This is a genomic window from Orbaceae bacterium lpD01, from assembly GCA_036251705.1.
GTDB classification, from domain to species: Bacteria; Pseudomonadota; Gammaproteobacteria; order Enterobacterales; family Orbaceae; genus Utexia; species Utexia brackfieldae.
Genome location: CP133959.1, coordinates 470,608 through 483,566, shown reverse-complemented (window position 1 = coordinate 483,566; position 12,959 = coordinate 470,608). Strand labels below are relative to the sequence as shown.

Sequence of the window (12,959 nt, the reverse complement as noted above, 5' to 3'; positions counted from 1 at the left end):
GCGCGGCTACCTTTTCGATAATATATTATTTAGCGAAGCAACTAACGTCCAGATGAATCTGATTTACGGCCAGCTTCGAACAAGAACCATGAACGGCGTTCTGATTGGTTAATCCACTCTTCAATTAAACTCGCTGAAGCGGTATCATTGTAATCACCGCAAACATCGTGCGCAGCACGTAATTTTTCGGTCAATGAGATATTATCCTGACAGAGTTCGGCAAGCATATCTGATGGTTCAACATAAGCGGCGTCATTATCGCTTAGACGTTGTAAACGCGAGATATGACCAATAGAACGAATCGTGGTACCACCTAATTTACGCACACGTTCAGCGATCTCATCCACCATGGCGAAAATTTCACCCGCTTGCTCATCAAACAGTAAATGATAATCTCTAAAATGTGGTCCACTGACATGCCAATGGAAGTTTTTCGTTTTCAAAAATAACGCAAAAACGTCTGCTAAGACCGCATTCATTGCGCCCGAGATATCTTGAGAAGCTTGCGCGCCTAAATCTGTTGGTAATGTTAAGGCAGCCTTTTGTAAAGTTTTCGCTTTAGTCGTCGTGGTGCTTTTCGTCGTCGTTTTCGCTGTTGTTGCTTTGGCCATTGTCGTCTCCTTAAAAACGCTATAGTTCATTGTTTAAACATTTTGATAAATAATGCTAACGTTATGATTAATTTATCATGTAACTATTTGACATCAATGTCTAGAAATATAACAAAAATTTTATCTATTAATATTATTTTTACAAACTATAAGTATCGACAATGCCTTGCTCTGTCTTACGTAGAAGATAGGGCCGTACTAAAGTACGGCTTTGATTGACTGGTGATAAATTGGGTGATTAATCTGGTTTATCTAACTCTTTCAGCTTACGCGTCAGCGTATTTCGTCCCCAACCGAGTAAATGAGCCGCTTCTTGCTTATGACCGCGGGTAAAATTGAGCGCACAGTGCAATAAAATACGCTCAACATCTGAAACCACCGCGGGGAGAATCTGCTCATTGCCCGAAGCCAACGCTTGATCGGCCCACTGCTTTAATAAGGCTTGCCAGGCGCTGGTGTTAGTAATTGGTTGCGCAGGTTGACTTGCTGTCCTTATGTCGGCCAAATCAGTGACGACACTAACATCAGGTACTGAACTGGCGGTTTGCAGCTCAGGCGGCAGGTCAAGGACTTGAATCTCTTTTCCAGACGACATAACCGTCGCATAACGACAAATATTTTCTAGCTGGCGGACATTACCCGGCCAGGCAAAACGCATCAATAACGCCAGTGCATCTTGACTCAACATTTTCGGTTCAACAGAGAGCTCTTTTGCGGTCGTTTGTAAAAAATGATGTGCTAAAAGCGGAATATCTTCGGCTCTTTCACGTAGTGGCGGTAATAGAATACGGATCACATTTAAACGATGAAACAGGTCTTCACGAAACAGCCCCTCTTTAACCCGAAGCTGTAAATCTTGATGGGTGGCGGCAATGATACGCACATCAACTTTAATCGGCGAATAACCGCCAATTCGATAGAATTGCCCTTCAGCCAACACTCGCAGCAAACGTGTTTGTACATCAAGCGGCATATCGCCAATTTCATCTAAAAACAGTGTACCGCCATTCGCCTGTTCAAAACGCCCTTGTCTTATCTGATTGGCACCTGTAAAAGCCCCTTTTTCATGGCCAAATAGTTCCGACTCAATCAAATCTTTCGGGATCGCCGCCATATTCAAGGCGATAAAAGGCATTTTAGCGCGCGGACTATGTAAATGCAGAGCTTGAGCCACCAGCTCTTTTCCAGAACCAGACTCACCATTAATCAAAACGCTAATCGATGATTTAGATAAACGACCAATGGTTCTAAAGACCTCTTGCATGGCTGGTGCTTCACCGATAATACTGGAGGTCGCCGGTGCTTTACTCATATGTTCCGCTTGCTGCTGCTGATTATATAAGAGGGCTTTTTTGACTAAATTAACCATATCATCAACATCAAATGGTTTTGGAATATAATCAAAAGCCCCTTTTTGATACGCACTGACTGCCGCATCTAAATCAGAATGCGCCGTCATAATGATGACTGGCAATGCCGGCAGTTGTTCTTTAAGTTGATTGAGTAAAGTCAATCCATCAATCCCCGGCATGCGAATATCAGAAATCAGTACGGCGGGTTTATGCGGACTAAATCTCAATGCATCGAGCATCTCAAGCCCGCTACTAAAACTTAAACAGGTAAATCCAGCCTGCTGCAAAGCACGTTCCAGTACCCAGCGTATTGAACTATCATCATCAACGATCCAGATATAGTCTTGATGCAAAGTATCTTGCGTTACCCGCGATGATGTGATTGCAGTCTCAGCGATAATGTGGTCAATCATAAACACCTCATTGTCGAATTGGCAAATAGATTGAAAATATCGTATGGCCAGGCCAGCTACTAAAATCAATCTTACCACTATGTTGATCAACTAAATTGCGCGCTATCGATAATCCAAGCCCCGATCCCGCTTGGTTGCCACTGACCATCGGATAAAATAGCGTATCACGCAGATGAACAGGCACACCGGGGCCATTATCTTCAATATCGATTCTGGCACACAATCGATATCGTTTTCCGTGTAACGTGACCTGAAACTCAGTGCGCGTTCTCAGTATAATGATGCCAGCCTGATAGTCCAGCGCTTGTAATGCATTGCGACAAATATTGAGCACTACTTGTTGAATCTGTTCAGAATCATGTTCAAACTCAGGCAAACTCGGATCATAATCACGAATAATGTCAATATCATCGCGCTGTTTTTCGAGTTTGAGCAACTTATAAACATCTTCAATGGCTTGATGAATATTCTGTACTTTTTGATTGATAGGCCTTTGAGGTCCTAATAATCGATCGACCAGATTGCGCAAACGATCAGCTTGTTCAATGATAATTTGGGTATACTCTTGTAACTCATTTTGCGGTAACTCGCGCGATAGAAGTTGAGCAGCACCTCGCAATCCCCCCAACGGATTTTTGATCTCATGCGCCAGTCCCCTGACCAGATCCCGGGCGGCCATCTGCTGCGCTTGCTGTAACTGCTCCTGACTAATCTTTTTTTGATTATTCAGCGGCGTAATTTCAATCAAAACCCTATTTTGCTCAAAACGTTGTGCGGTGAGCGATAAAATAAACAGCTGTTCATTGATAACTAAATTTACTTCATTATCAGTAAAACCCTGTTCTTGCGCTAGCGCACTACGCATTAAGCTCAGATCTAAGGATAAGTAACTAAACAGATCGGGAAAATAACTGCCCTGACATTTACGATGACTTAAGGAGAGTAACTGCTCCGCCGCTAAATTGGCATATAAGATATGTAAATCTTCATCAAGCAGGATAAGATTGGTTAACATGGAATTAAGGATTGTTTCAGCATTAGATATACAACGTACCGGCATGCATCTCTCCCTTAATTAAATTAGCTAGATTCGCTGCACTGAAAACTACAGCGAATCTCATGACATAGATTAGCAGCTATAATACATCTCAAACTCGACCGGATGCGGCGTCATTCGAACACGATCAATATCCTCACGTTTTAATTCCATATAGGCATCGATCATATCGTCAGTGAACACGTTACCGCGGGTTAAAAATTCGCGATCCGCATCTAAAGCCGCCATGGCTTCTTCTAATGAACCGGCCACAGTTGGAATTAATTTAGACTCTTCCGGCGGTAAATCGTAAAGATTTTTATCCATTGCATCTCCCGGATGAATCTTATTCATAATCCCATCCAGACCTGCCATCAGCTGAGCGGCAAATCCTAAATAAGGATTACAAACTGGATCTGGGAAACGCACTTCAATACGACGCGCTTTTGGATTAGTCACCACTGGAATACGAATCGACGCTGAACGATTTCGTGCAGAGTAAGCCAACATGACTGGTGCTTCATAACCCGGAACTAAGCGTTTATAAGAGTTGGTCGCAGGATTGGTAAATGCATTAATGGCTTTTGCATGTTTAATAATGCCGCCGATATAAAATATCGCCATTTCAGATAAACCGGCATACTTATCGCCAGCAAATAAATTGACGCCATCTTTGGCGAGTGATTGATGACAATGCATACCAGAACCGTTATCACCAAACATCGGTTTCGGCATAAAGGTCGCAGTTTTACCATAAGCATGGGCAACATTTTGTACTACATATTTATAAATTTGTACCTCATCGGCTTTGGCGGTTAAAGTATTAAAACGACAAGCAATCTCATTTTGGCCGGCCGTCGCCACTTCATGATGGTGCGCTTCGACAACCAAGCCCAGCTGCTCCATAATTAAACACATGGTTGAGCGAATATCTTGTGATGAATCCACTGGCGGAACTGGGAAATAGCCGCCTTTAACACATGGGCGATGAGCTTTATTACCGCCATCATATTTAGTCCCAGAGTTCCAGGCCGCTTCAATATCATCGATATGGACATAACTACCTGACATTGGCGTACCAAAACGAACATCGTCAAACAGGAAAAACTCTGGTTCTGGTCCAAAAATAACGGTATCTGCAATCCCTGTTGAACGTAAATACTCTTCAGCGCGCTGCGCAATCGAGCGCGGATCACGCTCATAACCTTGTAATGTTGCAGGCTCGAGTACATCACAGCGAAGATTGAGTGTTGACTCTTCGTAGAAAGGATCAATCACCGCTGTCGCCAGATCAGGCATCAATACCATGTCAGATTCATTGATTCCTTTCCAGCCACCAATCGAAGAACCATCAAACATTTTACCATCTTCAAAGAAGTCTTCGTCAACCTGACTGACAGGAATAGTAATATGATGCTCTTTGCCTTTCGTATCAGTAAAACGTAAATCCACAAATTTAACTTCATTCTCTTTTATCATTGCTAAAACTTTTTGTACGGACATAGGTTTTCTCCAAAATAAGACTAAAAAGAAATTCAAAATTGAACATACTGCTCTTATGTATTCTCTATGCTGCAAAAAAGATGCCACTTTTTACAATCAAAATCATACTTATTTATCAAACGCTTAAGATAGCCTTATTCTCAGATAAATATTTATCATGAAAACGTATCCGTGATGGGCGATTCAATGCACCAATGATACACAAAAGCACCATTTTAGTGCAACAGCGCCTACTATTAATTTGTGCTATTATTCGTCTATCGCCATGCATATAAAGATAGCGAATTCCAACTCGGTTTTACATACGATGTGATGATGTAATATTGCGATTATACTGTTATCAAAGACTATCTGACATTACAATAGATTTGCAAACATGAAATCCAGGACGATATGATGGTTACCCCTGCTTGATAAAATGAGATTCTCAGCACGATTCTGGAATCAAAGCTGTATTTCAACCAGTAATATCGTTATAATTAACACCATTAATTGATAATATTTTATATTTAGGTAAGCAAATTCTATGAACTTTATGAGTGAAATACTTCCTTTTGCCAAAAATCACCCTATCTTAAGCTTAGCGTGGTTAATTATTTTTGGTGCGATTATTTATTTAACCGTTAAATCAACAATGTCAAAAGTCGCGATATTAACCAATAATGAAGCCGTTAATCTAATCAATAAAGAAAATGCGGTCGTGGTTGATATTCGTAATAATGATAGTTTTAAACGTGGACATATTACTGAATCTCACAATATTTTGCCGGTTGACATCAAAAACGCCAGTATTAAATCGATTGAGAAATTTAAAGACCATCCTATCATTGTCGTTTGTGATAATGGCATGACGTCAGGCGCATCAGGAGAGCTATTAGTTCAACAAGGTTTTTCTAAAGTTTATGCGTTAAAAGACGGTATTGCCGGTTGGAATGGTGATAACTTACCCTTAGTTAAAAAGTAAATATAAATAGGCGAAAAATATGACTGAACAAACAAATCAACAACCAGAATCAAATTTTGCAATTCAACGTATCTTTGCAAAAGATATTTCATTTGAAACGCCAAATTCACCGATCATTTTTTCAAAAGAGTGGAAACCTGAAGTGAATCTGGAAATGAATTCCTCTTCAAATCAATTAGCAGAAAATGTGTTTGAAGTTATCTTACGCGTAACAGTCACAACCAAATCAAATGATGAAATTGCTTATATCTGCGAAGTCACCCAAGCAGGTATTTTCACTATCAATGGATTAGATGAAGGTCAATTGGCTCACTGCTTAGGTGCTTATTGTCCAAATCTGCTATTCCCATTTGTCCGTGAAACGGTTTCTGGTTTAGTGAATAAAGGGACTTTCCCAGTCATTAACTTAGAACCTATTAATTTTGATGCTGCTTTTGCCAACTACATGCAACAAAAAGCGCAACATGAGCAAGCTGATAACGAGCCGACAATTCAATAAAATGAATATACAGCAATCAACAGTAACGGTATTAGGGGCGGGTTCTTATGGAACAGCTTTAGCGATTTTACTCTCACGTAATGGTCATCAAGTCACGCTTTGGGGACATAATAAGGATAAAATCGCACAGTACCAACAAGCAAGAACCAACACGCATTTTTTACCTGATATCACTTTTCCTGAAACATTAAAACTGGAGAATGATCTGGAAAAAGCGGTAAAAGCCTCTACGATTCTGTTGATTGTCGTCCCAAGCCATGTTTTTGGTGATGTGCTCACGCAAATAAAACCTTACTTATCTAAAGAGATCAAAATAGTCTGGGCCACAAAAGGACTAGAACATAATACTGGTCGTCTATTATCCGATGTTGCAAAAGATATTTTAACTGATGCAGTCCCGCTAGCCGTGATATCTGGTCCAACCTTCGCTAAAGAGGTGGCCGCAGGTTCACCGACAGCGGTCACCGTTGCCTCAACAGATCCTGAGTTCTTAAAACAGTTACAAACGCTATTCCATTGCAGCAAAAGCTTTCGTGTTTACAGCAGTACCGATTTAATTGGTGTTCAGCTTGGTGGTGCCGTCAAAAATATCATTGCGATTGGTGCCGGTTTGTCTGATGGACTCGGTTTTGGTGCTAATTCACGTACGGCTTTAATTACGCGTGGACTGGCCGAAATGATGCGTTTAGGTACCGCATTAGGAGCAGATCCAGCCACATTTATGGGAATGGCTGGGCTAGGTGACTTAGTGTTAACCTGTACCGATAACCAATCCCGTAACCGCCGATTTGGTATTTTGCTTGGGGAAAATAAAACGATTGAACAAGCGCAGGCGATCATTCAACAAGTCGTTGAAGGTTTCTACAATACCAAAGAAGTCTGGTTATTAGCGCATAAGTATCAGGTTGATATGCCAATTGTTGAGCAAATTTATCAAATTTTATACTGTCACAAAAATGCCAATCAGGCCGCGATGGATCTGTTAGGCCGTGATAAGAAAAAAGAGTTAACGAGCGATAAAGTCTAAATTCTTAGCATCAATAATCTGTCATCAATAACAATAATATCATGACGAGACATCTGGTCTCTTATATGACTATCGAACCAAAGTGGAGAGTTGACTTAATGAATTTACAGCAAGCTTCAATCGACCCTGATTATCTTTGGCAGTCAATAAAACAAGAAGCGCTCGAATTAGTTCAAAGTGAACCGATGTTGGCCAGTTACTTTCACTCAACACTCCTGAATCACGATAATATCGGTAGTGCGCTGAGCCATATTCTGGCCAATAAACTGGCCAATGCGGTGATGCCGGCCATTGATATTCGAGAAATTATTCAAAAAACTTATCAAGCCGATCCGCAGATTATCCAATCCGCCATGAAAGATATCGTGGCAGTTTATATACGCGATCCTGCGGTACAACACTATTCAACACCGATGCTATACCTGAAGGGATATTTAGCCTTACAGGCCTATCGTATTGGTCACTGGCTCTGGCAACAAAAACGGCAATCCTTAGCGATTTTTCTGCAAAGCCAAATTGCGATTGTGTTTGGTGTCGATATTCATCCGGCAGCCAAAATAGGCTCAGGTGTGATGTTTGATCACGCCACCGGCATTGTTATTGGCGAGACGGCAGTGATTGAAAATGATGTATCGATTTTACAATCGGTCACACTCGGCGGCACCGGTAAAGAGACCGGCGATCGACATCCAAAGATTCGTGAAGGTGTCATGATTGGTGCTAACGCAACAATTCTGGGTAATATCGAGATTGGTAAAGGGGCTAAAATTGGTGCTGGCTCTGTCGTACTTGAATCGGTTCCCGCACATACCACCGTTGCAGGCGTACCCGCAAAGATTGTTGGCTGTCCTGGCTGCGATAAACCGGCTTTAAATATGGACCAGGATCTCTAATCCTGACTATCAAGATAACCTATAAATCTAACAAACAACAGTATAAACATACCGTCATCTCACCTTGACAATATTATCACGGTGGAAGCAATCAGCACGCATATCAATCTCGATACGAGCTGATCAATCTTACTTTGCCAGATCTACCGGTTGGTTACTAGTCTGTTGATTATCACTCTCTTTATTATCAATCGGTTTATTCAGATTCAGATCAATCGTTGGATAAGGAATCTTAATTTGGTTATTATCAAGCGCATTCTTAATATTTTCTAATAAATTTGCTCTTACATCACTGTAATCGCTGTTCGTCACCCAAACCTGAACCGAAAAATTTAATGAAGAATCGGCCAGCGCATCAAGTCGAATACTCACCGAGCGATCGGCTAAAACATTTGCGGTTTGCTTAATGGCAGCCATTAAAGTCTGTTTGACTTTGAGGATGTCAGCACCATATTCGACGGCGATAGTTAAATCAATCCGACGATTAGGATCCCGCGTATAGTTAATAATATTATTAGCGGATATTTTACTATTAGGAATAACAACGATACGACCATCACTGAGAGTTAACGTGGTTGAAAAAATTTGTATCGATTCAACCGTGCCAAGCATCCCGACATCGATAAGATCGCCCTCTTTAAAGGGCCTAAAGATAAGTAATAAAATACCCGCAGCGAAATTGGATAATGAACTTTGCAGCGCTAAGCCAATCGCTAAACCAGCAGCACCTAGAATTGCCACGAAAGAGGCGGTTTCAAGTCCTAAACGACCTAATACAGTAATGATAGTTAATGTCAGCACAGTATATTTTAACAATGATGAGGAGAAGCCAATTAACGTCGGATCCACCTCTTTTCTTAACAGTAATCTTTTTAGCAAGCGAGAAAGGAATGTGGATAAATAGTTCCCCACCAGAAAAATAACTAACGCTAATAATATATTGATCAAATAACCCAAAACGACACCATCATACTTCAAAAATAGTTCAGTAAACCGCGCCCACATAGATGATCCTCATCGTTTAATACAGCTGCTTTTCTAACAATGACCAGCGAACCTCAAAATCTGCTGTTGGTAAATACTTGAATCCAGAACGCACATATCGAGACATCATGCCTTCGCAAAAAGCCAGTAACTGGCTTGATAACAGTCGTTCATCATGTGCAAAGGCACTTCCTTCTCTGATTTTCTTCTCACGTAATACCTGGCGTATTTGTGTCTCTATCCTTTCAAATAACTGACTCACCCGATCTTGTAGTAAATCATTTTCAAACATTAACGCGTGTCCGGTCATAATTCGCGTCAAACCCGGATTTTTCTCACTAAAGCCTAAAATAAGGGCGAGAATCAAGCGAACACGTGCAAATGTCTCCTTCTCATCTTGCAAAATCAAATTAATGCGACTCAGTAAAATATCTTCCATATATGAGATCAAGCTATCGAACATATGGGTTTTACTCGGAAAATGACGATAAAGCGCAGCTTCCGACACACCAACTGTCGCAGCAAGCTTAGCTGTCGTGATCCGCTGTGAGCCCTCATGTGACTCAAGCATCGTTGCCAACGCTTGCAGGATGTCTTCCTTCCTATTCTTTTTCTTATTTGTCACAGCCAAACCTTCTACAGACTATTATTACTTATGACCAGAGTGACCAAAACCACCGGCACCACGCTCTGATTCAATAAAATCATCGACAATATTAAAATCCGCTTGTACGACCGGCACAATAATTAATTGTGCAATTCGATCACCCGGCTCAACCGTAAAAGCGCTCTCACTGCGATTCCATAATGGCACAAAAAGTTGGCCCTGATAATCAGAATCGATTAAACCAACTAGATTACCGAGCACAATACCATATTTTGAACCAAGGCCTGAACGAGGTAGAACTAAAGCGGCTAAACCAGGATCAGCAATATGCATCGCCAAACCAGTTGGCGTTAAAACCGTTTGTCCAGGTTCAACAACAGTTGTCGTTTCAAACATCGCTCTTAAATCAATGCCGGCCGATCCTGACGTGGCATAGGTTGGTAAAGGGAATGCATGACCCAGACGGGTATCGAGAATTTTAATATCAATTGTTTTCTTCATAACGTTTTACTATCTCTTGTATTAGTTGTTCAGCTAAAGCGGTTTTTTCCATTAACGGTAATGTCTTTTTAAAGGCGTTGCCATAAATCGTAATCGCATTTTGATCGGCATTAAATCCTTGCTGCGGTTTTGACACATCATTTGCACAAATGAGGTCTAAGTTTTTTGTCCGTAATTTTTGCAAAGCGTAATTTTCGATATCTTGTGTTTCGGCAGCAAATCCTACCACAAAAGGACGATTTTCAGCTAAATGAGCAACGGTGGCAACAATATCAGGATTTTTCACCAATAACAATTGGCTTTCATCAGCCTGCTTTTTAATTTTTTGTGGTTCGATATGTGCAGCCCGATAATCAGCAACCGCCGCGCAGGCAATAAAGATATCGGCTTGCTCAACTTGTGACATGACCGCATGTTGCATCTCTAATGCACTGACGATATTGATTCTGTCAATATTATCAGGCGTTGCGAGATTCACGGGCCCACTAATTAAAGTCACTTTTGCACCCAACTTAGCGGCAGCTTGAGCTAAAGCAAAACCCATTTTGCCTGAACTGTGATTACTTATATAACGCACAGGATCAATAGCTTCACGTGTGGGCCCCGCTGTAATGACGATATGTAGAGGAGCCTCAAACAATGACGCTGATTGCGCATAAAAATGAATCATCTTCTCGACTATCTGAACAGGCTCTAACATACGCCCAGGGCCAACATCGCCACAAGCTTGAAAACCTTGGTCAGGTCCCCAAATCTCAATGGTATTGCGGGCTGACAGACGCTGTAAATTCTCCTGTGTCACTTGCGCCTGATACATCTGTTGATTCATAGCAGGTGCAATCACAATAGGCGCCGCAGTCGCTATACATAATGTCGACAGCAAATCATCAGCAATACCGTTGGCTAATTTGGCTATAAGATTAGCCGTTGCTGGTGCGATTAACACTATATCAGCCCATTTAGCTAATTCAATATGACTCATCGACAATTCAGCAGCGGGATCAAACAGTGCCTGACTAACAGAATGCCCGGATACGGCTTGTAATACTAAAGGCGTCACAAAATGTGTGGCAGAATCAGTCATGACGACACGAACTTCAGCGCCTTGTTTTTTGAATAATCGAACCAATTCAGGACACTTATAAGCAGCAATACCACCGGCAATGCCTAACAGGATCTTTTTTCCCAATAATTGCATCATCATCTCACTTCTAAACAGATAATTTGCGCTCATGATAACATAGAAAAGGAGACCGAAAATACCATTATATGAGGAGGTGAGTTTGCACTTACTTGTAAAATAGTGATAACACATTCTCAACTATGCTAATGCGATCTATAGATTCTATTTCTGTCTCACCTCAGCGCAGCCTGACTCATTAAGATACTTTATTTTTGAGCCGTAATGACGATGACTTTATCTAAAAATAAACAGCAACTACCCCGAGAGAAGCTCCTGCGCTTTGGTGTTCACACATTAACCGATGTCGAATTACTCGCTATTTTTTTACGTACCGGCACCAAGAACTACAATGTGTTAGAGCTCGCTTATCAACTGTTTACTGAGTTTGGCTCTTTTAGCCAATTAATCAGTGCGAGTCAAACGGAATGCTGCAAGCATCATGGATTAGGTGTGGTGAAATATTGTCAGTTACAAGCGATTGTCGAGCTGACCCAGCGTTACCTAAAAGAAAAAGTCACACAAGAGAACATACTAGCCAGCCCTTCTCAAACTCGTCACTATCTGGCCACTCGTCTAGCTCATAAAGAGCGTGAGATTTTTTTAGTGCTATTTTTAGATAATCAGAATCAGGTGATTAGTGTTGATGAAATGTTTGTAGGTACTTATAACTGCGTTGAAGTACATCCGCGCGAGATTGTTCGTCAAGCATTAAAATACAATGCTGCCGCATTAATTTTGGCCCATAATCATCCTTCCGGAATTGCCGAACCCAGTGAGGCCGATAAACAGATCACGCAGTACATAGAACAGGTTTGTGATTTAGTGGATATTCGCATTGTTGATCATATTGTAATAGGAAAAGGAGAATATGTTTCCTTTGCTGAACGAGGCTGGATTTGATACTATTTAGTCTTGGCCACATCATTTAACCACTTATTATGTCGAGTAATTATGACAGAACATCTTTTTTCCCTAAACCAAAGAATTGAAATATTAGAAACGAAAGTTGCTTTTCAGGAAATGACGATAGAAGAGCTTAATCAGATGATCATCCTGCTGCAAAAAGAGTCTTTACAATATGCCGAGCAAATGCGTTTACTCACCGAGAAGCTACAGTCAGCGCAAATTTCGTATATTGCCAGCCAGTCAGAAGAGACGCCACCGCCCCATTACTGATATCTGCTCTTCCCAGTAGATAGATATCTCAATTTGAGATTAAAGAGGATTCTATTGATGTCCAGCTAGTCGGCAATGATCGCGTTAACCCCAATAAGCTAATTGCTTCTTATACTCAACCAGAAAATCGATTTACTTGCTTTTTTGATAGAATAATTCTATAACGTATTCATCGTTTGTATTAACAAATAAAAGCGCTGGTTATGGAGG

14 protein-coding genes are annotated in these 12,959 nt (G+C 41.1%); 6 read left to right on the top strand and 8 right to left on the bottom strand.

Annotated elements, in window-relative coordinates; translation table 11 throughout:
- Positions 1–41: 41 nt before the first annotated feature.
- The 4 genes from RHO15_02225 to glnA all read right to left on the bottom strand — a co-directional run bounded on the left by RHO15_02225 (position 42) and on the right by glnA (position 4,915).
- The gene (locus tag RHO15_02225) at positions 42–611 is read right to left on the bottom strand and encodes a DNA starvation/stationary phase protection protein (protein ID WVD64356.1); all 570 of its coding nucleotides are present in this window, start codon (positions 609–611) and stop codon (positions 42–44) included.
- A 238-nt stretch (positions 612–849) separates the two neighbouring features.
- Positions 850–2,376, bottom strand: coding sequence for a nitrogen regulation protein NR(I) (glnG, locus tag RHO15_02220; protein WVD64355.1), 1,527 nt, complete (start codon positions 2,374–2,376; stop codon positions 850–852).
- Between the two features lie 7 nt (positions 2,377–2,383).
- Positions 2,384–3,436 (bottom strand): nitrogen regulation protein NR(II), encoded by a 1,053-nt coding sequence (gene glnL, locus RHO15_02215; GenBank protein WVD64354.1) that lies wholly within the window; start codon positions 3,434–3,436, stop codon positions 2,384–2,386.
- A gap of 69 nt (positions 3,437–3,505) precedes the next feature.
- Positions 3,506–4,915, bottom strand: a complete 1,410-nt coding sequence (glnA, locus tag RHO15_02210; protein WVD64353.1) for a glutamate--ammonia ligase — start codon at positions 4,913–4,915, stop codon at positions 3,506–3,508.
- A 526-nt stretch (positions 4,916–5,441) separates the two neighbouring features.
- Here glnA and RHO15_02205 point away from each other — a divergent pair.
- From RHO15_02205 to cysE, 4 genes are all read left to right on the top strand, one after another.
- Entirely contained in the window at positions 5,442–5,879 is a 438-nt protein-coding gene (locus RHO15_02205; GenBank protein ID WVD64352.1) for a rhodanese-like domain-containing protein, read from the top strand.
- Between the two features lie 19 nt (positions 5,880–5,898).
- Positions 5,899–6,378 (top strand): protein-export chaperone SecB, encoded by a 480-nt coding sequence (gene secB / locus RHO15_02200; protein ID WVD64351.1) that lies wholly within the window; start codon positions 5,899–5,901, stop codon positions 6,376–6,378.
- A gap of 1 nt (position 6,379) precedes the next feature.
- Positions 6,380–7,405: an NAD(P)H-dependent glycerol-3-phosphate dehydrogenase gene (gene gpsA / locus RHO15_02195; protein WVD64350.1), complete on the top strand. Its 1,026-nt coding sequence runs from the start codon at positions 6,380–6,382 to the stop codon at positions 7,403–7,405.
- Positions 7,406–7,503: 98 nt separating this feature from the next.
- Positions 7,504–8,298 (top strand): serine O-acetyltransferase, encoded by a 795-nt coding sequence (gene cysE / locus RHO15_02190; GenBank protein ID WVD64349.1) that lies wholly within the window; start codon positions 7,504–7,506, stop codon positions 8,296–8,298.
- Positions 8,299–8,427: 129 nt separating this feature from the next.
- Here the strand turns inward: cysE and RHO15_02185 are convergent, their stop codons facing one another.
- From RHO15_02185 to coaBC, 4 genes are read right to left on the bottom strand one after another with little or no spacing between them, the layout of a single operon-like run.
- A complete protein-coding gene (locus RHO15_02185; GenBank protein WVD64348.1) occupies positions 8,428–9,303 on the bottom strand; it encodes a mechanosensitive ion channel in 876 nt (291 codons plus the stop codon).
- Between the two features lie 16 nt (positions 9,304–9,319).
- Positions 9,320–9,913 (bottom strand): nucleoid occlusion factor SlmA, encoded by a 594-nt coding sequence (slmA, locus tag RHO15_02180; GenBank protein ID WVD64347.1) that lies wholly within the window; start codon positions 9,911–9,913, stop codon positions 9,320–9,322.
- A gap of 18 nt (positions 9,914–9,931) precedes the next feature.
- On the bottom strand, positions 9,932–10,390 hold the full coding sequence (gene dut / locus RHO15_02175) for a dUTP diphosphatase (GenBank protein ID WVD64346.1): 459 nt from the start codon (positions 10,388–10,390) through the stop codon (positions 9,932–9,934).
- Positions 10,374–11,591: a bifunctional phosphopantothenoylcysteine decarboxylase/phosphopantothenate--cysteine ligase CoaBC gene (gene coaBC / locus RHO15_02170; GenBank protein ID WVD64345.1), complete on the bottom strand. Its 1,218-nt coding sequence runs from the start codon at positions 11,589–11,591 to the stop codon at positions 10,374–10,376. The genes dut and coaBC overlap by 17 nt, the downstream gene beginning before the upstream one ends.
- 210 nt (positions 11,592–11,801) lie before the next feature.
- On the opposite strand from coaBC, the gene radC reads away from it, so the two are divergent.
- On the top strand, positions 11,802–12,473 hold the full coding sequence (radC, locus tag RHO15_02165) for a DNA repair protein RadC (protein WVD64344.1): 672 nt from the start codon (positions 11,802–11,804) through the stop codon (positions 12,471–12,473).
- 51 nt (positions 12,474–12,524) lie between these two features.
- Positions 12,525–12,749 carry a SlyX family protein gene (locus RHO15_02160; protein WVD64343.1) on the top strand — a complete coding sequence of 75 codons (225 nt, stop codon included), beginning with the start codon at positions 12,525–12,527 and terminating at the stop codon, positions 12,747–12,749.
- The last annotated feature ends 210 nt before the right edge of the window (positions 12,750–12,959 follow it).